Source organism: Streptomyces saintjeani, from assembly GCF_055409605.1.
Genome location: NZ_CP189624.1, coordinates 2,901,936 through 2,923,225 on the forward strand (window position 1 = coordinate 2,901,936; position 21,290 = coordinate 2,923,225).

Sequence of the window (21,290 nt, forward strand, 5' to 3'; positions counted from 1 at the left end):
CTACCCCCGTGACGGACGGCGAGCCTGGTGGATTCTGTGAAAACAAGTGACCGGTAATAGTACGTACCGATCGGTTCAAAAGTTCCCGCCGGGAATGAATTTCTGGTAACGCCACCCGGCACCTCCCGGTGGACTCCACGCCTCGGTTGTCCTGCTCAGCGGCGAGAGGGCAGGATGACGCCATGACGCACGCGATGCTGAAGGGGTCGAACGTCCCGCTCGAAGCCACCACGGTGCGCGCCGTGCTGCGCTGGACCTCCGGGCAGGGCGTTCCGAACGTCGACGCCTCCGCTCTTCTCCTGGGTTCCGACGGACGCGTGCGCTCCGACGAGGACTTCGTCTTCTACAACCAGCCCCGCCACCCCTCCGGCAAGGTCTGGCGGCTCGGCCAGAAGCGGGTCGCGGACGTCCTCACGGACACCATCCAGACCGACCTCGCCGGCGTCGAGTCCGTCGTCAGCCAGATTCTGCTCGTCGCCTCCGCGGACGGGGTCACCTTCGACCACGTCCGGTCCCTCCAGATCGCGCTGTACGACGCGAACCGCGCCGACTCCGACCCCGTCGCCGTCTTCGACGTCCGCCCCGAGACCGGCGAGGAGACGGCCCTCATCTGCGGCGAGCTCTACCGCCGGGGCGAGGGCTGGAAGTTCCGCGCGATCGGCGAGGGCTACTCGAACGGGCTGGAGGGCCTCGCCGTCAACTACGGCATCTCGGTGGACGATTCGGAGCCCGAGCCCTCGGAAAACCCAGCGAACCCGGAGAACCCACCTCAAGAGGAGCCCCCCGCGAGCCACCAGACCGTCTCCCAGCCGCTCCCCCCGGAACAGCCGCCGACGCCCCCGCAGCAGCCGGCGTACGGCTACCCGGCCTCCCTCCCGACGTACGGCCAGGCGGCGCCCGCGTACGGCTACCCGCAGGAGTTCAAGATGCCGCCGCAGGGGCCTCAGTTCATCGGCCGGTAGCTCCGGATCACTTCTCCGCCTTCGCCTTGTACCCCCGGCCCCACTGCAACCCCCACCCGTACAGCCGGTCCAGCTCCGCCTGGAACCCGTACACGAACCGCACCTCCCGCCGCACCATCAGCTCCCCCTTGACGTTCTCGATCATCACGACCGCGCAGGACCGCGCCTGGGGGTGCCGTTCGTCCAGCCCCACTTCTATGCGGGGTCCGTTGCTCGGGTACAGCGTGACCATCGCGTGGGTACGGTCGAACGCCGGCGTCTGGTCGTAGATGTAGACGAACACCAGCAGCCGCTTGATGTTCTCGCGGTGGTCGAGATTGACGTACATCGTCTCCCCCGACGCCGACCCGAACCGGTCGTCCCCGCTGAGCTTGACGTACGGCGCGTCGTTGACGTCGCCGAGCAGCCCGCCCAGCGGCTGTACGACGCCCTTGGAGCCGTCGGCGAGTTCGTACAGGCAGCCCAGGTCGAGGTCGACGTTGACCATGCTCTGGCTGTGCCCGACGACCTCCGGCGGCTTGAGGGCCTTGAAGGGGTGGCGCAGGAGGCTCTCGCGCTGCATCCCGCCGAAGTCGGACGTCCGCATCCGCCAGGTCAGGTTGACGCGGAGGTTGCCGGTGGCGGCCCCCTGCTTCGTCAGCGAGACCTGAGGGTGCCGTTTGGTCAGCTCGATCGCGTTGCTCGCGGCGCTGCCCGAGTCGAAGTCGGCCGCGCGGCTGCCCAGCAGGCCGTCGAAGAAGCCCATCTCCCGCCCCATGTCCTTCTCGTAGAACCCCGCGTCGTGAAATGCCCGGCGGGGCGGCCGTGTCGAACAGCCGCCCCGCCAACTAGCTTTCCTCATCCGGAAGGTGATCACACACTCCGGGTCCCACACTCCGGGTCTCGGGCGCCGGGTCTCGGGCGCCGGGTCTCAGACGCCGGAGGAGACCTCCGCCTTCGCGTCGTCAGACCCCGTCGCTTTTCCCTCGGCCGCCGCCAGCGCGCGGTTGCGGCGGACGGAGGACCAGAAGGACCAGGCGATCAGGATGACGCCGATGAGGCCGGTGATGACCTCGTGGATCTGGTACTGGATGGTGACCATGAGGAGGACGGCGAGGGCGCCGATCGCGTAGTGCGCGCCGTGCTCCAGGTAGACGTAGTCGTCGAGGGTGCCCTGGCGGACCAGGTAGACGGTCAGCGACCGGACGTACATCGCGCCGACGCCGAGGCCGACGGCCATCAGGACGATGTCGTTGGTGATGGCGAAGGCGCCGATCACGCCGTCGAAGGAGAACGACGCGTCGAGGACTTCGAGGTAGAGGAACATGAAGAACGCGGCGCGGCCGGCGAGCAGGATGACCGGCTTCTGCTTGCCCGCGCGCCTGGCCTCTTCCTCCTCCTCGTGCTCCCGCTCCTCCTCTTCTTCGAGCTTGCCCTCGAAGTAGCCGGAGAGGCCGCCGACCACGAGGTACGTGATCAGGCCGAGGATGCCGGAGAGCAGGACCGTCTCGGTCTTGTCGACGTGTCCGCCGCCGTGGATGTGGGCGTTGGGGGCGACCGTGAACGCGGCGGTCAGCAGGACGGCCAGCGCGATGCAGACCGACAGCATGTCGACCTTGCCGAGCTTGGCGAGCGGGCGCTCGATCCAGCCGAGCCACTTGATGTCGCGGTCCTCGAAGATGAAGTCGAGGAAGATCATCAGCAGGAACATGCCACCGAAGGCGGCGATCGACGCGTGCGCGTCGGTGACCAACTCCTGGTAGCGGGTCTTGTCGTTGAGGGCGAGGTCGACGGCCTCGATCGGGCCCAGCTTCGCGCTGATGGCGACGATCACGACCGGGAAGACCAGGCGCATGCCGAACACCGCGATGAGCACGCCGACCGTGAGGAAGATGCGCTGCCAGAAGGCGTTCATCTTCTTCAGGATCCCGGCGTTGACCACCGCGTTGTCGAAGGACAGGGAGATCTCCAGGATGGAGAGGATCGCCACGATGCCGAGGCCGGTCCACCCGTCGTAGAGGACGCCCACGGCCAGGCCGATCGCGGTGACCGCGAACGACCATCCAAAGGTTTTCAGAAGCACTGGCTACCCAATCCGTAGGTACGGGTCTCCCCCGCGCCGTACTCGGCTTTACGAAACGTTGACTCCGAAGTCTAGAGCGATGCCCCGCAAACCTGACGCGTACCCCTGTCCGACCGCACGGAACTTCCACTCCCCCTGATATCGGTACAGCTCACCGAAGATCATCGCGGTCTCCGTGGAGGCGTCCTCGGAGAGGTCGTAGCGGGCTAGTTCCTGGCCGTCGGCCTGGTTGACGACACGGATGAACGCGTTCGCGACCTGGCCGAAGGTCTGGCCGCGCTCGTCGGCCTGGTGGATCGAGACCGGGAAGACGATCTTGTCGCAGTGGGCGGGCACCTTGGGGAGGTCGACGATCAGCGACTCGTCGTCGCCCTCGCCCTCACCGGTCAGGTTGTCGCCGGTGTGCTCGACCGAGCCGTCCGGGCTCTTCAGCTGGTTGTAGAAGACGAACCACTCGTCGCCCAGGACCCGGCCGCCCGCGCACAGCAGTGCGCTGGCATCGAGGTCGAAGGGTGCGCCGGTGGTGGAGCGCGCGTCCCAGCCGAGCCCGACCAGCACTTGCGTGAGGTTCGGAGCGGCCTTGGACAGGGAGACGTTTCCCCCCTTGGCGAGCGTGACACCCATGTTGCTGTCCTCCCCTGGTGGTACTTCTCCGGTTGCCCCGCGCGCCCGGCGCCGCCCCTGGACGAGGGCGGGGCCGGGAACGCGGGAGGGGGCGTCAGACGTTGACGCCGAAGTCCTGGGCGATGCCGCGCAGGCCCGAGGCGTAGCCCTGGCCGATGGCGCGGAACTTCCACTCCGCGCCGTGCCGGTACAGCTCGCCGAAGACCATCGCGGTCTCCGTCGACGCGTCCTCGGAGAGGTCGTAGCGGGCGATCTCGGCCTCGCCCGCCTGGTTCACGACGCGGATGAACGCGTTGCGGACCTGGCCGAAGGACTGCTGGCGGTTCTCGGCGTCGTAGATCGAGACCGGGAAGACGATCTTGTCGACGTCGGCCGGGACGCCGGCGAGGTTGACCTTGATCTGCTCGTCGTCGCCCTCGCCCTCACCGGTGATGTTGTCGCCGGTGTGCTCGACCGAGCCGTCCGGGCTCTTGAGGTTGTTGAAGAAGACGAAGTTCGCGTCGCTGGCGACCTTGCCGGACGAGTTCACCAGCAGCGCGCTGGCGTCCAGGTCGAAGTCGGTGCCGGTCGTGGTGCGGACGTCCCACCCCAGACCGACGATGACCGCGGTCAGGCCCGGGGCCTCCTTGGTCAGCGAGACATTGCCGCCCTTGCTGAGGCTGACTCCCACGAGTCCTCCATTGGGTTCCTGGGGCGGGGAGCCCCGTCGTACGTCGGATATGCCGGATCAACGATCCGATCCTAGTGACGGGTTCCCGCACCCCGCAGGCCCTGTCCCGGAAGAATCACAGGGTGTCGAGAGCCTTGACGTACTCGCCGAGGTCCCGGGCGTCGGGGAGGGCGTTGACGACCGTCCAGCGGACGACGCCGTCCTTGTCGATGACGAACGTGCCGCGCACCGCGCAGCCCTTGTCCTCGGCGAAGACGCCGTACGCGCGGGAGACCTCGCCGTGCGGCCAGAAGTCGCTGAGCAGGGGGTACTCCAGGCCCTCCTGCTCGGCGAAGACGCGCAGGGTGTGGATGGAGTCGTTGGAGACGGCGAGCAGCTGGGTGTCGCGGTCCTCGAACGTCGGCAGGTTGTCCCGCAGCTCGCACAGCTCGCCGGTGCACACGCCGGTGAACGCGAAGGGGTAGAAGAGCAGCACGACGTTCTTGCTCCCCCGGTAGTCGGAGAGCTTCACGGTCGCGCCGTGGTTGTCCTTGAGCTCGAAGTCCGGAGCCTTCTCGCCGACCTGGATCGCCATCGGGATCTTTCCCTTCGCTGGGCTGTTCGGGGGATCACAGCGTACGGGGAAGGGGGTGGCGGGGTTCCGGGAGGGCTCCGGTGGTGGCGTCGCTCGGCGGGATGCGGGTGCGGTCGATTTCCGGGTGATCCCCGGAGGGGGTCCGCACCCGCTTCCGTCAGCTGGGGGCGGGGCTCAGCGCTTGGCGCCCTTCGGGGGCAGGAGGCGGGTCGCCACCCAGTCCTTGCCCGCATTGACGCTCTTGGACTGCGACAGTCCGGCCGTCTGCGCGGCGTCGTTGATGTCGCTGGGCTCGATGTAGCCGTCACGCCCGGTCTTCGGGGTGAGGAGCAGGATCGTCCCGGCCTCCTCCAGGTACCCGATGGCGTCGACGAGCGCATCCGTCAGGTCACCGTCGTCGTCCCGGAACCAGACCACCACGGCGTCAGCGACGTCGTCGTAGTCCTCGTCCACCAACTCGGTGGTGGTGGCCTCCTCGATGGCCTCGCGGAGCTCCTGGTCTACGTCCTCGTCGTAGCCGATCTCCTGGACCACCTGGCCGGGCTGGAAACCCAACCTGACGGCCAGGCTCGTCTCCGCGTGGTCCGCGGTCGCGCTCACGGTCTGCCTCCTGATCATGTTCTTTCGATGACAACTCGGCCACGCGTACGCGCGTGGTGTTGGCCGTAGTCCACACGGGCGGGGCGGATCGCGCAAGTACCCGGCGGTTCGGACCGCCTAAACGGTGACGATCCGGGCCGTGTCGCCGCAACTCCCGTCAAGGTTTCCACGGCAAAGGTGACACACACCACACCTTTCTGCCCTGTTTGCGCGTTTGGAAATCGCCGACTCGCAGAAGGGCACCGTTACCCCGGTGTACACCCCAGGGGTTACCTCACGGTAGAGATGACGTATGACTCCCCGAGGTACACGATGGGGAACGGTGTGGCAGCAGGCAGAGACCACCAGCGGCTCCCAGGGCTCCCCGGCCCCGCGGCGGCCCTCCGACAGGTAAGGAACAGCGTGGCTTCCGGATCCGATCGCAATCCGATCATCATTGGCGGCCTTCCGAGTCAGGTTCCTGACTTCGACCCCGAGGAAACACGGGAGTGGCTCGACTCCCTCGACGCCGCCATCGACGAGCGGGGCCGCGAGCGCGCCCGCTATCTGATGCTGAGGCTCATCGAGCGGGCCCGTGAGAAGCGCGTCGCCGTCCCCGAGATGCGCAGCACGGACTACGTCAACACGATCCCCACCAAGAGCGAGCCGTTCTTCCCGGGCAACGAGGAGATCGAGCGCCGTATCCTCAACGCGACCCGCTGGAACGCCGCGGTGATGGTCTCCCGCGCCCAGCGTCCGGGGATCGGCGTCGGCGGCCACATCGCGACGTTCGCGTCCTCCGCGTCCCTGTACGACGTCGGCTTCAACCACTTCTTCCGCGGCAAGGACGAGGGCGACGGCGGCGACCAGGTCTTCTTCCAGGGCCACGCCTCCCCCGGCATCTACGCCCGCGCGTTCCTCCTCGACCGCCTCTCCGAGCAGCACCTCGACGCGTTCCGCCAGGAGAAGTCCCGCGCCCCGTACGGCCTTTCCTCGTACCCGCACCCGCGCCTGATGCCGGACTTCTGGGAGTTCCCGACCGTCTCGATGGGCCTCGGTCCGATCGGCGCGATCTACCAGGCCCGCATGAACCGGTACATGCACGCCCGCGACATCGCCGACACCTCGAAGTCCCACGTCTGGGCGTTCCTCGGCGACGGCGAGATGGACGAGCCGGAGTCGCTGGGCCAGTTGACGATCGCCGCCCGCGAGGGCCTCGACAACCTGACCTTCGTCGTCAACTGCAACCTCCAGCGCCTCGACGGGCCCGTACGCGGCAACGGCAAGGTGATCCAGGAGCTGGAGTCCGTCTTCCGGGGCGCCGGCTGGAACGTCATCAAGCTGATCTGGGACCGCAGTTGGGACCCGCTGCTCGCGCAGGACCGCGACGGCATCCTCGTCAACCGGATGAACACGACGCCGGACGGCCAGTACCAGACGTACGCCACCGAGTCGGGCGCCTACATCCGCGACCACTTCTTCGGCGACGACCAGCGGCTGCGCGCGATGGTCGAGGGCATGTCCGACGACCAGATCCTGCACCTCGGGCGCGGCGGGCACGACCACAAGAAGATCTACGCCGCGTTCAAGGCGGCCGTCGAGCACACGGGCCAGCCGACGGTGATCCTGGCCAAGACCGTCAAGGGCTGGACGCTCGGCCCCAACTTCGAGGGCCGCAACGCCACCCACCAGATGAAGAAACTGACGGTCGCCGACCTCAAGGGCTTCCGTGACCGGCTCCATCTCCCCATCTCCGACCAGCAGTTGGAGTCCGGCCTGCCGCCGTACTACCACCCGGGGCGGGACTCGGAGGAGATCCAGTACATGCACGACCGCCGTACGTCGCTCGGCGGGTACGTCCCGACGCGCGTCGTGCGCGCGAAGCCGCTCGCGCTGCCGGACGACAAGGCGTACGCGACCGTGAAGAAGGGCTCCGGCCAGCAGTCCATCGCCACCACCATGGCGTTCGTCCGGCTGCTCAAGGACCTCATGCGGGACAAGGAGTTGGGCCGCCGCTTCGTCCTCATCGCGCCCGACGAGTACCGCACGTTCGGCATGGACTCCTTCTTCCCGAGCGCGAAGATCTACAACCCGCTCGGCCAGCAGTACGAGTCCGTCGACCGTGAACTCCTGCTCGCCTACAAGGAGTCGCCGACCGGGCAGATGCTCCACGACGGCATCTCCGAGGCGGGCTGCACGGCGTCCCTGATCGCGGCGGGCTCCGCGTACGCGACCCACGGCGAGCCGCTCATCCCGGTGTACGTCTTCTACTCGATGTTCGGATTCCAGCGCACCGGCGACCAGTTCTGGCAGATGTCGGACCAGCTCGCCCGCGGATTCGTCCTCGGCGCGACCGCCGGGCGTACGACGCTGACCGGCGAGGGCCTCCAACACGCCGACGGGCACTCCCAGTTGCTCGCCTCCACGAACCCCGGGTGCGTCGCGTACGACCCCGCGTACGGGTACGAGATCGCCCACATCGTCCAGGACGGGCTGCGTCGGATGTACGGGCCCGACAGCGAGGACGTCTTCTACTACCTCACCGTCTACAACGAGCCGCTCCAGCACCCCGCCGAGCCCGACGACGTCGACGTCGACGGCATCCTCAAGGGCATCCACAAGGTGCGTGCGGGCACTTCAGGGTCCTCCCCCGCCCAGATCCTCGCCTCCGGCGTGGCCGTCCCCTGGGCCCTAGAAGCCCAGCGCATCCTCGCCGAGGAGTGGAACGTCCGCGCCGACGTCTGGTCGGCCACCTCCTGGAACGAACTCCGCCGCGAGGCCGTCGACGCCGAACGCCGTAACCTCCTGCACCCCGAGGAGGAGATGCGGGTCCCCTACATCACCCGCAAACTCTCCGGCTCCGAGGGCCCGTTCGTCGCCGTCTCCGACTGGATGCGCTCGGTCCCCGACCAGATCGCCCGCTGGGTCCCCGGCACGTACCAGTCCCTGGGCGCGGACGGCTTCGGCTTCGCGGACACGCGGGGTGCGGCGCGCCGGTTCTTCCACATCGACGCGCAGTCGATCGTGCTCGGCGTCCTCACGGAGCTGGCGAAGGAGGGGAAGGTGGAGCGGTCGGCGTTGAAGCAGGCGATCGACCGGTACCAGCTTCTGGACGTCGCGGCGGCTGACCCCGGTGCGGCGGGAGGCGACGCGTAGCAGAAGTGCGAACCGGGGAACGGGGTCCTACGTCCACCCGTTCCCCGGCGTCCCTGCGAGCCACAGCACGGCCAGCACGGTGTCCAGTCCACCCAGAATCACCGCGACGAGCGGCGCGACGGCCCTGGAGGCCCAGCGCCGCCCCATCGCCAGCCACCCGCACACCATGGCCACCGGCCCCAGCACGATCCCGAGCACGAAGAACCCGGCGACCGCGCACACCACCCCCGCGATCCCGAGCGTCACACGATCCGGCCCACCCCGTGACCCCATCCGGCCACGTGAGCGGGGGTACTTGCGTGTCCCGTGCCCGAACCCCGACATGAGTCAACTCCCTTGCCTGTGGGGTCGCTTCAGGGTGCCGGGTACCCGCCGGGCCTGATTCATGCCTGCCGGGCGGCACCTCGCGGCCACACGACGTCCACCGGCACGCCGGCGCCCCGCGCCTCCAGCACGGTGTCGGCGGTACCGCCGCCCTTCCCCGTCGGCGGTTCTCCGTCCCAGACGGCGACGAGTCGCTCGGCCCGCTGGATGAGCACGGCGTTGGCGGCTTCGTACGCGCGGCGGTCGGCGGTCTCGTAGGGCAGGACCAGAACCTCGTCGGCAGCCTCGATGAGCTGGTCGAAGAGGGGCGCGTGGTCGGGCTTGACCTTGTTCGCGCGGTAATCCTGGGAGGGTACGACGACGACAAGCCTCCCACCGAGGGCGAGCACGGCCTCGGCGAACAGGGAGTCGGCTCCCTTCGCGATACACGAGACTCCGACCAGGTCACCGCCCTCGGCGTACCCCCTGAGCACCCTGCCCAGCGCTTCCCGCACCAGCGGCACACTCGCGCCGGTCAGATCCATGTGCCCGGTCACCGCGATCGTGGTCATACCGCTCCTTCAGCCGCTGTAGTTTCCAAGCGTGCTGGAAACCATCGTGCTGGACGTAGGCGAAACCCTCACCCGAGACGACCGCTATTGGGGAGCCTGGGCCGACTGGCTCGGCATCCCCCGCCACACGCTCTCCGCCCTCGTCGGAGCCGTGGTGACCCAGGGCCACGACAACGCGGAAGCGCTACGGCTCGTACGCCCCGGTATCGACATCGCGGCCGAGTACCGCAGCCGCGCGGAGGCGGGCCAGGGTGAACACCTGGAGGAGGCGGACCTCTACGACGACGTCCGTCCCGCGCTGACCGAGCTCCGCGAGGCAGGCGTACGCGTGATCGTCGCGGGCAACCAGACCGCACTCGCCGGAGACCTGCTCCGCGCCTTGAACCTCCCTGCGGACCTCATCGCCACGTCGGAGGAATGGGGTACGGCGAAACCCCAACCAGCCTTCTTCGAGCAGGTGTTGAAGGCGTCCCAAGCACCTGCCGACCGCACCCTCTACGTCGGAGACCACCCGGCCAACGACATCTTTCCCGCCAAGGCGGCCGGGTTGAGAACGGCACATCTGCGACGCGGGCCTTGGGGACACTTCTGGGCCGACGCCCCGGAAGTCATCGCAGCGGCGGACTGGCGGATCGACAGCCTCACGCAACTCGTCGGGATCGCGAGGCAGTGACGCGCACACCTCGGCGTCCCGGAAGGCGTTCGGGTCGATTCCATCCACGGAGTGTTCCTGCGCGAGTACCGTTCGCAGTGGTTGCGCCGAGCCAGGAGCCAGCATGTCCGCACATGTCCGAGGTGGAGTGGGTGATCGCGTCACCTACTACCGCAGCATCATGCGACCCAAGATGTCCCAACGGGATCTCGCGGACGCCGCGCATCTGTCTCTGGGAACAATCCGCAAGATCGAGCAGGGTGAACGCGGCGTCGGGGATTCGGCGTTGGAGGCGATCTCGGACGCCCTCGGCGTGGATCCCTTCCTGCTCCTCTTCGGGCGCAACGCCCCACAGACCGCCGTCCATGTAGCGCTGCCGGCGCTTTCCGCCGCGTTGGCCACGCAGGAGATCCCGGAGGACGGCCCGGTACGCTCTTTGCCGGAGCTGCGTACCGATGTCGAGGCCACTGTCGACTGGAGGCTCACGGCGCACTACACCCGCATCGCCCGGCGCCTGCCCTACCTGCTTGCCGAACTCGCCCGCGCCCGCCGCCGGTTCAGCGGCCCCGACCGAGCGGCACTCGCGGCTCTGCTGGTCACGGCATACCGCTCCGCGGACGCCGCCGCCTTCAAAGCGGGCGCCTGGGACCTCTCTGCCCGGCTGGTCGATCTCATGCGCTGCGTCGTCCCCGACGCCGAAGACGCACTGCTGACGGCCTCCGTGGCCTATGTGCGCACTGAGACGTTCTTCGCCGCGTCCGCCCATGCGGCGGGCCTGCGGGCCCTGGAGCAGGCACTCGACGCGGCTCCGGCACCGACCACACCAGATCGGTCCGCTGCCCGGGGAGCACTCCATATGAGGGCAGCGGTGATCGCCGGTCGTGCGTTCGATGTCGCCGCCACTCAGATGCACCTGGCCGAAGCCCGTACCCTCGCCGACCAGCTCCCCGAGTCCGTGTACCACGGCACCGCGTTCGGCCCGGATTCCGTACGTGTCCACGAAGTCTCCGTCGCCGTCAGTCTCGGTCACGACCATGTCGCCAAGGCCCTGGAAGTAGCACGCGAGTGGAAGCCTCCGATCAGCCTTCCCGCAGAGCGTCGGAGCGGTTTCTACATCGACCTGGCACGAGCGCACCTGTGGTCAGGACAGGCCGAGCACGCCTTCGAAGCGCTCAAAGTGGCCCGCCATATCGCGCCGCAGCACACCCGGGAGCACCCTTGGGTCCGTGAGGACGCCGGAACTCTCCGACGCCTCAAGCGGGCAGATTCCGAGGCCCTCACCTCATTTGCCGAATGGTGTTCCGCCGTCTGACCGCGGTGTACCCCTCACAGGGGTACTTGTAGCTGCCGCTCACCTTCACCATCTGTCGCACGTACAAGAACCGACAGACGGGACCAGGAATGGCGAACTCACTCATACCCGCGCCGAGAATCGTCGACGCGAGCGTGAGCATCGTCCGGCTTCACGGTGAGGCGTGCTTCGACTGCGGAACTGTGACCAGATCCCTGCGCCCCGCCGGACAGGCCGTCGTTCCTGGCCTCTCACGCGTCTGGACCATCCGGAGCTGCGGATGCCGACGCACGTCTCCCATCCGGTGACCACCATCCGGAACCCGTGCCGAACACCCACCGCCACCCGCCGACTTCCACCGACCAAGCCACAGACGAGAAACCCCGGCGACCGTTCGCGGCGGCCCGGGGCGTGGCCAACGCTGTAGAGGAGCATCAGCACTTGAACAGTACAACTCCCCCCGGAGCCGAAGGCTTCCCGCCGAAACCCCGTATGACAGTGCACGTGTTCACCGTCGACCAATACGGCCGTGTCACCCGCGACCTCGGCATCCGCACCGTGTCCGTCGAACCGGACACCCCGCCCGAGCCGCTGCCCCTGAGGTTCCCGGCATGCGCGTGCTCGCGTCACCGGCCGACGGTCACCGGGGCGGACGTCCCCCGGGCGCCGACAGTCCACGCGGTGCGTGCCGAGGCGGGTTGGTTCCTGGACCAGACCGCGCCGCCCCGGCACCAGACGGTCGCCGCGTTCGGCCGGGACTTCGCCGCCTGTATCGCCGAGTTGATCCCCCAGGTCGAGCGTGCCGCCCACGGCAGTGACGCCGCCCTGTCCGCCGTCACCGAGGCCCGCCGCTGCCTCGGCATCGCCGCCCAGCCGGGCCTGGTGGGTGAGGTGGCGCGGGTGAGGGAGCTGGCTCAGCGTGTCGTGGCCCTGGGTGAGCACTACGACGCGCTGACTGGTGGGACACGGGCGTGAACAGGAGGAACACTCTCACCCTCATCTACCTCGCAGTCCTGCTGACATTGGTGACGGCTCTGGCCTGGGGTATCGCGGCCGGGAGCACTCCATGAAACCCGCCGTGCACGTCTGGAACGGCCTCCGCGTCCCCTGGATCACGCCCTGGAGCAGCGAACAGGGCCTCCCCGTCCGACTCGTCCGGCAGTACAACCGCCACGGCGAGGAACGGATCGGTTACGCGGACGAGGACCGCTCCGACCGCCGTGACGGTGTGCTGTGGGTGCGGATCGCGGTGACCCCGGGGACCGGCGTGCCGGACTTCGCGTCCCTGCACCCGTTGCGCCAACGCCAGGCGATGACGCACCTGTTGTGCCAGGTGTGCGGGGCCCCGACCGTCGGGAGCCGCGCCGATGAACGGCACCTCTTCCTGGTTCGCGACGCCGACGACCGTCCCCTCCGGGAGGGGCAGACGACCGTCGCACCGCCCTTGCACGAGATCTGCGCCGTCCAGTCCGTACGCCACTGCCCCCAGCTGCGCCGAGGCTGGACCGCCGCCCTCGTCGGCCACGCCTCCCCGTGGGGCATCGCCGGAACCTTCCACCACCCCGACACCCTCACCTCGTTGAGCCCGCCGAGGGAACTGATCCCGGTGCCGTACGAGGACGAACCCCGTCTGCACTGGCTTCTCGCCTCCCGCGAGGTGGTCACCCTCCACGAGGTCGAGCCGATCGGTCTCGACCGGTTGGAGACCGAGGCTCGAACCGCACAAGTCTCCGCATGAGACCCGAGCACACCCCAGGAGGGCATGTGTCCGGTACCGCGTTCCACACGACGCTCAAGACGGCGTCGGGGTACCTCGACGTGGCCGCGAACGCGCACGGAGAGGAGAAGGCGTTCCTCGCGCTCCAGGCCCTGGAGCGGACGAAGCAGACCGGCCCGCACGTCGTCGAGGTCGGGCCCGGTGGCGGGGCGGCCGTCGCGTGCCTGGCCTCCCGGCTCGCGGCCGGTGAACCGCGAGTCGAGGACGTGCGGCTCACCCTCGTCGAGGTGCCCGGCGTGACGTCGTCCTCTCTCACGGAGGCGATGGCCGCCGTCGACCGCGTCGGTTCCTGCCGGCTGATCGCCGGGTTCGCCCAGGACATCGGGACGCTCCTGCCCGAACCGGCCGACGTCATCAGCGCGTCTGCCCTGCTGCACGAGGTCTATTCGTACGCGGGTGGCTACCTCGGCCTGCACGACATGATCCGTACGCTCCCGACCGTCCTGACGCCCGACGGTATGTTCGCCTACCGCGACGTGTACGCGGTCAAGGGCGCATCCCTGCACGAGCGGGCGTTCCAGACGTACACCTCGCGGGCGTGGCTGCGGTTCCTGCGGATGTTCGTGCCGCAGTACCTGGAGCACGGCACGCACCCGTACCACAGCGCCTCGGACCTGGTCGTCGTGCGCCAGGACTCGCGGATCGTCCCGGCCGGGGAGGTGGACGAGGGGATCAGCGCGGTGGTGGCGGCGCCGGTCGGGCTCTTCCGGGAGGTACAGCGGCACTACGTCACTCTGCGGGACCACGTCTGGCGTTCGGGAGTGCTCGGTGTCCGGCCGTATCTGGAGGGGCCGTTGGCGGAGGACTGGATGGACGCGCGGCACGGGCACAAGCGGGTGCACTACGCGCTGACCGATTCCGACTGGTTACCGGAGTCGCAGAAGAGCATGCTCCTCGCTCTCAGCGAGCAGTACGTCGACCACTTCACGGTCGACGGCGACATCTTCGACGAGTGCACCGACATAGCCCTGACCGCGTTCCTGGCGCGCGCGGAGCAGGGCGACGGGGAATGCGCGCAGGTGTGGCGGAGCTGGGTGACCCGCGAGGGCCGCGAGACGTACGCGTACCTGACGCTGGACGCGCTGCTCACCGCCGTCGCCGTCCACTCCACCGAGGCCGCCCAGGACCGCCGTACCGTTCTCATGCCCGTGACGGCGGAAGACGTGCTGCGCCGCGAACGCGCCTACTACAACCGGTACTTGAGGCGCGCCCTGCCCAATCCCCTCCGGGACGCCAAGCAGTTGGTGCTGTTCACCAACGTCCCCATCGACGACCGGGAGCAGGTCGCCCGTGGTATGCGCTGCCTCCAGCAGTGGTGTGCCAAGGGCAGTCTGGCCCGCGTCTACTCGGCCATCAGCACAGAAGGATGAGCACAGTGCACGGACACATCGAAGTCGAACGCAAGCGGCAGCTCCCGGTGGACGGGCGCAGCGACATCGTGGAGGCGCTCGCGGAGTCCGGCTGGACGGCGGACGCCCCGGTGACCGAGGTCGACACCTACTACAGCCGCCCCGACGTCGACTACTTGGAGACGGTCGAGTGCCTGCGCGTCAGGCGGCGCGGGGACTTCGCGGAGATCACCTACAAGCCGGCGTCCAGCACAGACACCATCGGCGACGGCGTGATCGCGAAGCGGGAGACGAACATCGAGGTCGGCCGCGCGCAGGCGGACCAGGCCGACCGCCTCCTGGAGAACATCGGGATGCGGCTCCTGGTGCGCGTCGAGAAGCACCGCACGACCTACCGCCACCCCCTCCACCCGGACGCCTCCGTCAGCATCGACCTCCTCGCCGGGGTCGGGGACTACGTCGAGACCGAGGTCATGAGCCCGGACCAGGAAGCCGCCGCGGCCACCCTCAAGGACGTCGAGGAGCAGATCGGCGTGACGGGCCTCCCCGTCGTCGGCCTCCCTTACCGGGACCTCGTGCTCACTCGGTGACCCCCCGCCCAGGGCCACAGCGCGCTATCCCCCTCCGGCAGCGCGCCGCAGCCCTGGGCCTGACCCACTGTGACGCGCGCCGCGAACCGTGCGCGAGGAACCTTTAGCAAAGTCACCCTGATTGGGGAACTTCATTGACGTTGCGTCAGTTTCGTTGACAGGGAGGGAGTTGACGAGATGTCAGATGTGGACCCCGCCCCCGGCGGCGTCCGCGTTCTCCCCCCGCTTCGTCAGCAACGCCACCAGTACGGCGAACACCGCGACCCCGGCGGCAACCAGCGACGCCAGGCTCATCCCCGAGATGAACGTGTCGTGCGCCACGTCGGCGATCTTCGTCGCGACCGCGTCCGGCGTACCCGGAGCCACCGGCGCCGCCCCCACCTGCACCGCCTCGGCGGTCTGGTCGAGCTGGGCCGGGGTCAGGGCGGGGAGCCCGGCCGCCTGCCAGTTCCCCGGCAGCGCGCTGTCGACCTTGGACGCCATCACCGCGCCGAGGACGGCCGTACCGAGGCTGCCGCCGATCTGCATGGCCGCCTGCTGAAGACCCCCGGCGACACCGGACAGCTCCATGGGCGCGTTGCCGACGATGACCTCCGTCGCTCCGACCATGACCGGCGCGAGGCCGAGGCCGAGCAGGGCGAACCAGATGGACATGGCGAGGCTGCCGGTGCCGGTGTCGAGGGTGGAGACGCCGTACATGGCGAGGGCCGTGCAGGCCATGCCCCCGGCGAGGGGGATCCGGGGCCCGAACTTCGTGATCATCACGCCCGCGAGAGGGGAGCCGACGATCATCATCCCGGTGAGCGGCAGGAGATGGAGCCCCGCGTCGATGGGACTGAGACCGTGGACGTTCTGGAGGTAGAACGTCACGAAGAAGAGGCCGCCCATGAAGGCGATGGCCATGAGGACCATCAGGACCACACCGGCCGAGAGCGGTACGGAACGGAAGAGGCCGAGCGGGATCAGCGGCTCCTCGACCTTGGTCTCCCAGAAGGCGAAGGCCCCGAACCCGGCGACGGCGACCGCGAGGAACGTCCAGGTCAGCCCACCGCCCCAGCCCCACTCGGGCGCCTTGATGAGGGCCCAGACGAGACAGAACATGGCGCCGGAGAGCAGCCCGATACCGGGCAGGTCGAAGGAGCGGGGAGCGTTCTCCGCACGGTGGTCAAGGAGGATCGTCACCCCGAGGGCGAGCGCGATGAACCCGACCGGCACGTTGATGAAGAACACCGACTGCCAGCTGACGTGCTCGACGAGCACCCCGCCGAGGATCGGCCCGCCCGCGGTGGACGCCCCGATGACCATGCCCCAGATACCGATGGCCATGTTCAGCTTCTCGGCGGGGAAGGTGGCCCGCAGCAGCCCGAGCGCCGCGGGCATCAGCAGCGCCCCGAACAGCCCTTGCAGGACACGGAAGACGACGACGGCGGAGACACTGGAGGAGAGGCCGATCGCGCCGGAGGCGAGGGCGAAACCGGCCACGCCTATCAGGAAGGTCTGGCGATGCCCGAAGCGGTCGCCGAGCTTGCCCGCGGTGACGAGGGAGACCGCGAGCGCGAGGAAGTAGCCGTTCGTGATCCACTGGACCTGCGCGAACGTCGCGCCGAGGTCCTTCTGGATGGCCGGGTTGGCGATGGCCACGATGGTGCCGTCCAGGGCGACCATCATGACCCCGACCGCGACGGTGATCAGCGTGAACCAAGGGTGGCCGCGCAGCCCCGCGCCGGGCGACGAGCCCGCCGGGGCCGTCGGCGCCCCGTCCCCGTGGCCCGCCGCTTCAAGAGTGGTCTGACTAGTCATGCCTTCCACGCTAGTGACAGCCACTGACAATTGACGAACCGTTTCACAGGCCGGTGACTGACACATATGCGTACCCTGCGCGAACGCAAGAAGCAACACACCAGAGACGCCCTGGTCAGAGCCGCGCTCGCGCTCTTCACGACCCAGGGTTTCGAACGCACGACGGTCGACGAGATCGTGGACGCCGTCGAGGTCTCGCAGCGGACCTTCTTCCGCTACTTCGCGAGCAAGGAGGCGGTCGCCCTCTTCGTCCCGGGCCTCGCCGAGGACCACTTCGTACGGTGCCTGCTGGAGCGCCCGGCGCCCGAGCACCCCTTCGAGGCGATGCGCGAGGCACTCAGGGAGAGCCTCGCGGCGTTGGACGAGGCGATCGAGAGCGTCGTACCGATGGAGCTGTACATGCGGGGCTACCGGATGATCGAGGAGACGCCCGCGCTGCTCGCGGCGCATCTGCGGCGCTCGGCGGAGCTGGAGGAGCGGGTCGCGGGGATCATCGCCGGGCGCGAGGGGACCGACCTGGCCACGGACCCCCGGCCGCGTCTCGTCGTCGCGCTGTTCAGCGGGGTGGTCCGGGTCGCCGAGCGCGACTGGGCCGGGGAGGCCGGGATGGACCTGGCGGCGATGCGGGAGCGGACCGGGCGGTACCTCGATCAGGTGGGTCCGGAGCTGATCGGCGCCTGGCGAAAGGGCTGACGGCGGGCCCGAGTTGGCTGTTCGAAGCGCTTCCCAGGCAGCCGGTCACCAAAACGTGATACCCGTCACTCGGGACCCCCGAGACCCTTTCGTTCTCCTAGTGTGTCCCCCTAGTGACTTCCTTCGACTCCTCTCCCCAGATCGGCGTCTGGCGCGCACTGCTCGCGCTGGCCGTGGTCTTCGTGATGCTGTCGACGACCGGCTGGACGGCTCTTCGCCCCCAGCGTTCCGACAGCGCCCTCGAAGCCTCCCTCGCCTCCTGGCGGCACGGCTTCCTCGACGGCCACAGCCTCCCGGACCCCACCCAGGCGCCCACGCGACTGGCCCGCTTCTTCGCCGCGCTCAGCGCCCCGGAGCGCAACAGCCTCGCGCACACGTACCCGCTGGCCGTCGGCAACATGAACGGCGCCCCGGTGAAGCTGCGCTACCGCGCCAACCGCATCGCCCTCGGCGAGGCCGCCGCCGTCGAGCGCACCCGCATGCACGATCCCCGGCTCACCTCCGACGGCCAGCGCGAGGCGGGCCGCCGTATGCACCGCTTCGAGGCGATGGCCGTCGGCGGGCGGCAGATCCTCGCCTTCGACCCCGAGGGCAGCGGCCGGGCCGCCGAGGTGTTCGGCGACCTGACGAGCGCCGCGCGGGTCTCCGTCGTCGTCCCCGGCGTGGACACCGACCTGCTGACCTTCGAGCGGACGGTCAGCAAGTACCGGGCCCCCGTCGGTATGGCGCAGGCCCTGTACGCGGCGGAGCGCGCCGCCAGTCCCCGTACCGCCACGGCCGTCATCGCGTGGGCCGACTACACCGCCCCCGCCGGGCTCGGCATCGAGTCGGCGACCGCGGGGCGCGCCGAGGACGGCGCCGTACGCCTGAACGCGCTGCTGCGCGCGCTGCCCGGGAAGGCGCCGGTGTCGCTGTTCTGCCACAGCTACGGCTCCGTCGTCTGCGGCGTCGCGGCGCACGAGCTGCCCGCGCGGGTCGCCGACATAGCGGTCGCCGGGAGCCCCGGGATGCGCGTCGAGAAGGCGTCCCACCTGCACACCTCCGCGCGCGTGTGGGCGATGCGGGACGCGGACGACTGGATCCAGGACGTGCCGTACCTGGAACTCGGCGGGCTCGGGCACGGCGAGGACCCCGTCTCGGAGGCGTTCGGGGCGCGGCGGCTGGCCGCGAAGGAGGCGCACGGGCACGCCGGGTACTTCGAACCCGGCACCGACTCGCTGCGCAACTTCGCCGAGATCGGGACTGGCGCGTACCGGTCGGTGGTGTGCGCCGACGATGACGCGGCCTGCCGGGCGGATTTGTCCTCCACTACCACGGTCGGACGCGCGTAGAAACAGCAGGAACTGCGGTGTGCGCAGGGAGGGGACGAAGATGCGGGTCCCGCATACGATGAGCCGCATGGGTGATGTACTGGCCGGTTCGCATGCCGCCTGGGAGTTCGGGTCCGACTCCGTGCTCATCCGCTACGAACGGGGGATGCGGGCGCCGAAGCTGTTCTCGGCGCTCGGCGAACGACGTGTCCCGCTCGCGGCGGTCGAGAGCGTGTCCCTGTCCCCGGGCAGGCGCGGGACGGTCGTCCTCAGGCTCGACCTGCGCGAGGGCGCCGATCCGCTGCTCGCGGCGGCCGAGGGCCAGCTCAAGGAGGGCTCCGACCCCTACCGGCTCGTCCTGCCCGCCGAACGGGACGCCCTCGCGGAGTACTACGCCGAGGAGGTACGGGGGCTGCTGACGCACTCGGGTCCGGCGGAACGGTTCCTCGTGGACGCGCCCGACGTGCCGCTGTCCTTCAAGGCGTACGACGCCAAGGCGTCCTTCGACGGCCGTACCGTCCGCTTCCGCTGGTTCTGGACCGGCGCGTCCTCCGCGAAGTGGAAAGCCGGCGACCAGTCCTTCGCCGTCTCCGACCTCACCGGCGTCGAGTGGCGCTCGCCGGAGGTCTTCGAGGGGCATCTACGGCTGCTGCGGGGCGAGACCTCGTCCGTGCAGCCCGACCAGGACCCGGCGGCGGTCGTCTTCGGCCTCGGGTACGGGCCGGTGCACGAGTCGCTCCCCTTCGCCGCCGCCGTCCTGGCGGCCGTACGGGGGCAGAAGGGGCCGTCGGCGGTCATCGCCGCGGCGCCCGCCCGGCGCGACCCCGCGGACGTCGCCGAGCGGATCCGGCACCTGGGGGAGCTGCATCAGGCGGGGCTGGTCACGGACGAGGAGTTCTCGGTGAAGAAGGCGGAGCTGCTGGCGGAGCTGTAGCCGCTCTCAGGCCGAGTAGAACTGGATCTTCCGGTTCAGTACCGCCAGCGTGCCGTTCAGCTCCGCGATCCTCGCCTGGACGTCCCTGCGCGTCGACTCCAGCAGCTCCCGCCGCTCCCCGAACGTGCTCTCGCCCTCCCGCGCCAGCTCCGCGTACCGCACCATGTCCGCGACCGGCATCCCCGTCAGGCGCAGCTTGCCCACGAAGTCCAGCCAGTTCAGGTCGCGGTTGCAGTACCGGCGCTGGCCGGTGTGCGAGCGGTCGACGTGGTCGAGCAGCCCGATCCGCTCGTACCAGCGCAGCGTGTGCGCGGTGAGCCCGGTGAGCGCGACGACCTCACTGATCGTGTAGCTGTCCTGGCCGTCGGGGCGGGGGTGGGGCGGCGGGGGTGCCGAGCAGACGTCGACGGGGGCTTCGAGGGTCGGGGCTTCGAGGGTCAGGGGCGAGGTCTGCATCACCGTCATGTTCCCAAGCTATGACCTTGGAGTGGGCTCGAAGCAAGCGGAAACGGTAAGAATGGCGAAGGTAGGCTCGCGGGCATGTCCCTGAGCAGTCTCACCCGGATCGAGTCCTGGCCGGTCCCCACCGCCGCGGCGGCCGTGGTCCGCGCCGACGGTACGGTCCTCGGTACGCACGGTCCGACCGCCCACCGCTTCCCCCTCGCCTCGGTCACGAAACCGCTCACGGCGTACGCGGCGCTGGTCGCGTACGAGGAGGGGGCGATCGACCTCGACGAACCGGCGGGGCCGCCCGGCGCGACCGTCCGCCATCTCCTCGCCCACACGTCCGGCCTGGCCTTCGACGAACACCGGGTCATGGCCCCGCCCGGCGACCGGCGCCTCTACTCCAACGCCGGTTTCGAGCAACTCGGCGACCACATCGCGAAGTCGACGGAGATCCCGTTCCCGGAGTACCTCCGCCAGGCGGTGCTGGAGCCGCTCGGCATGACGGACACGGCGCTGGACGGCTCCCCCGCGAAGGACGGCACCTCCACGGTCGCCGACCTCGTCCGCTTCGCCGCGGAGATCCAGTCCCCCCGACTCCTGGACCCCCGTACGGTGTTGGAGGCGATGACCGTCCAATACCCCGGCACGAAGGGCGTGTTGCCGGGCTACGGCCACCAGAACCCCAACGACTGGGGCCTCGGCTTCGAGATCCGTGCGACCAAGTCCCCGCACTGGACGGGGAGTTCGTCGTCGGTGCGGACCTTCGGCCACTTCGGCCAGTCGGGCACGTTCCTGTGGACCGACCCCGACGCGGGGGTGGCCTGCGTGGCGCTGACCGACCGTCCCTTCGGCCCCTGGGCGGTCGAGGCGTGGCCGGCGTTCACGGACGGGGTGCTGGCGGAGGTGCGCTGAACAGGGCCTGAGACCGGGCCGGTTACCCTCGTC

22 protein-coding genes are annotated in these 21,290 nt (G+C 69.3%); 12 read left to right on the forward strand and 10 right to left on the reverse strand.

Translation table 11 applies throughout. The annotated features are described in order from the left end of the window. Positions 1-182: 182 nt before the first annotated feature. A complete protein-coding gene (locus tag ACQCO7_RS12950; protein WP_464071966.1) occupies positions 183-962 on the forward strand; it encodes a TerD family protein in 780 nt (259 codons plus the stop codon). Between the two features lie 7 nt (positions 963-969). Here ACQCO7_RS12950 and ACQCO7_RS12955 read toward each other — a convergent pair whose 3' ends face one another. From ACQCO7_RS12955 to ACQCO7_RS12980, 6 genes are all read right to left on the reverse strand, one after another. Then, positions 970-1,707 (reverse strand): TerD family protein, encoded by a 738-nt coding sequence (locus ACQCO7_RS12955; RefSeq protein WP_464077204.1) that lies wholly within the window; start codon positions 1,705-1,707, stop codon positions 970-972. Between the two features lie 165 nt (positions 1,708-1,872). Further along, positions 1,873-3,024, reverse strand: coding sequence for a DUF475 domain-containing protein (locus ACQCO7_RS12960; protein WP_464071967.1), 1,152 nt, complete (start codon positions 3,022-3,024; stop codon positions 1,873-1,875). A 48-nt stretch (positions 3,025-3,072) separates the two neighbouring features. After that, positions 3,073-3,648, reverse strand: a complete 576-nt coding sequence (locus ACQCO7_RS12965; RefSeq protein WP_464071968.1) for a TerD family protein — start codon at positions 3,646-3,648, stop codon at positions 3,073-3,075. 94 nt (positions 3,649-3,742) lie between these two features. Continuing rightward, positions 3,743-4,318, reverse strand: coding sequence for a calcium homeostasis/redox stress adaptation protein (locus ACQCO7_RS12970; RefSeq protein WP_464071969.1), 576 nt, complete (start codon positions 4,316-4,318; stop codon positions 3,743-3,745). 115 nt (positions 4,319-4,433) lie between these two features. Beyond that, entirely contained in the window at positions 4,434-4,892 is a 459-nt protein-coding gene (locus ACQCO7_RS12975; protein WP_464071970.1) for a peroxiredoxin, read from the reverse strand. A gap of 174 nt (positions 4,893-5,066) precedes the next feature. Next, positions 5,067-5,492 (reverse strand): DUF3052 domain-containing protein, encoded by a 426-nt coding sequence (locus ACQCO7_RS12980; protein WP_010359294.1) that lies wholly within the window; start codon positions 5,490-5,492, stop codon positions 5,067-5,069. A gap of 402 nt (positions 5,493-5,894) precedes the next feature. Here ACQCO7_RS12980 and aceE point away from each other — a divergent pair, with 402 nt between their 5' ends. After that, entirely contained in the window at positions 5,895-8,627 is a 2,733-nt protein-coding gene (aceE, locus tag ACQCO7_RS12985; protein WP_464071971.1) for a pyruvate dehydrogenase (acetyl-transferring), homodimeric type, read from the forward strand. Between the two features lie 27 nt (positions 8,628-8,654). Here the strand turns inward: aceE and ACQCO7_RS12990 are convergent, their stop codons facing one another. Then, entirely contained in the window at positions 8,655-8,951 is a 297-nt protein-coding gene (locus tag ACQCO7_RS12990) for a small hydrophobic protein (protein ID WP_464071972.1), read from the reverse strand. 59 nt (positions 8,952-9,010) lie between these two features. After that, entirely contained in the window at positions 9,011-9,502 is a 492-nt protein-coding gene (locus ACQCO7_RS12995; protein WP_464071973.1) for a hypothetical protein, read from the reverse strand. 31 nt (positions 9,503-9,533) lie between these two features. Between ACQCO7_RS12995 and ACQCO7_RS13000 the strand changes: the two genes are divergently transcribed. The 6 genes from ACQCO7_RS13000 to cyaB all read left to right on the forward strand — a co-directional run bounded on the left by ACQCO7_RS13000 (position 9,534) and on the right by cyaB (position 15,161). Further along, complete coding sequence (locus ACQCO7_RS13000; protein WP_464071974.1) at positions 9,534-10,175, forward strand: HAD family hydrolase; 642 nt, start codon at positions 9,534-9,536, stop codon at positions 10,173-10,175. Positions 10,176-10,278: 103 nt separating this feature from the next. Then, on the forward strand, positions 10,279-11,466 hold the full coding sequence (locus ACQCO7_RS13005) for a helix-turn-helix domain-containing protein (protein ID WP_464071975.1): 1,188 nt from the start codon (positions 10,279-10,281) through the stop codon (positions 11,464-11,466). Positions 11,467-11,937: 471 nt separating this feature from the next. Next, positions 11,938-12,420: a DUF6415 family natural product biosynthesis protein gene (locus tag ACQCO7_RS13010; RefSeq protein ID WP_464071976.1), complete on the forward strand. Its 483-nt coding sequence runs from the start codon at positions 11,938-11,940 to the stop codon at positions 12,418-12,420. Between the two features lie 91 nt (positions 12,421-12,511). Then, positions 12,512-13,183 (forward strand): hypothetical protein, encoded by a 672-nt coding sequence (locus ACQCO7_RS13015; protein ID WP_464071977.1) that lies wholly within the window; start codon positions 12,512-12,514, stop codon positions 13,181-13,183. A 26-nt stretch (positions 13,184-13,209) separates the two neighbouring features. Then, positions 13,210-14,592, forward strand: a complete 1,383-nt coding sequence (locus ACQCO7_RS13020; RefSeq protein WP_464071978.1) for a hypothetical protein — start codon at positions 13,210-13,212, stop codon at positions 14,590-14,592. Continuing rightward, positions 14,589-15,161 carry a class IV adenylate cyclase gene (gene cyaB, locus ACQCO7_RS13025; protein WP_464071979.1) on the forward strand — a complete coding sequence of 191 codons (573 nt, stop codon included), beginning with the start codon at positions 14,589-14,591 and terminating at the stop codon, positions 15,159-15,161. Before ACQCO7_RS13020 ends, cyaB begins: the two co-directional genes overlap by 4 nt. Positions 15,162-15,341: 180 nt before the next feature. On the opposite strand, the gene ACQCO7_RS13030 is transcribed toward cyaB, so the two are convergent. Next, positions 15,342-16,961: an MFS transporter gene (locus ACQCO7_RS13030; RefSeq protein WP_464071980.1), complete on the reverse strand. Its 1,620-nt coding sequence runs from the start codon at positions 16,959-16,961 to the stop codon at positions 15,342-15,344. A gap of 66 nt (positions 16,962-17,027) precedes the next feature. Here ACQCO7_RS13030 and ACQCO7_RS13035 point away from each other — a divergent pair, with 66 nt between their 5' ends. The 3 genes from ACQCO7_RS13035 to ACQCO7_RS13045 all read left to right on the forward strand — a co-directional run bounded on the left by ACQCO7_RS13035 (position 17,028) and on the right by ACQCO7_RS13045 (position 19,898). Then, complete coding sequence (locus tag ACQCO7_RS13035) at positions 17,028-17,654, forward strand: TetR family transcriptional regulator (RefSeq protein ID WP_464071981.1); 627 nt, start codon at positions 17,028-17,030, stop codon at positions 17,652-17,654. A 113-nt stretch (positions 17,655-17,767) separates the two neighbouring features. Continuing rightward, complete coding sequence (locus ACQCO7_RS13040; protein WP_464071982.1) at positions 17,768-18,985, forward strand: alpha/beta hydrolase; 1,218 nt, start codon at positions 17,768-17,770, stop codon at positions 18,983-18,985. A 58-nt stretch (positions 18,986-19,043) separates the two neighbouring features. After that, positions 19,044-19,898: a DUF4429 domain-containing protein gene (locus ACQCO7_RS13045; RefSeq protein ID WP_464077205.1), complete on the forward strand. Its 855-nt coding sequence runs from the start codon at positions 19,044-19,046 to the stop codon at positions 19,896-19,898. Between the two features lie 6 nt (positions 19,899-19,904). On the opposite strand, the gene ACQCO7_RS13050 is transcribed toward ACQCO7_RS13045, so the two are convergent. Beyond that, positions 19,905-20,363, reverse strand: coding sequence for a MerR family transcriptional regulator (locus tag ACQCO7_RS13050; RefSeq protein ID WP_464071983.1), 459 nt, complete (start codon positions 20,361-20,363; stop codon positions 19,905-19,907). 75 nt (positions 20,364-20,438) lie between these two features. Here ACQCO7_RS13050 and ACQCO7_RS13055 point away from each other — a divergent pair, with 75 nt between their 5' ends. Continuing rightward, a complete protein-coding gene (locus ACQCO7_RS13055) occupies positions 20,439-21,257 on the forward strand; it encodes a serine hydrolase domain-containing protein (RefSeq protein ID WP_464071984.1) in 819 nt (272 codons plus the stop codon). Positions 21,258-21,290 lie beyond the last annotated feature (33 nt).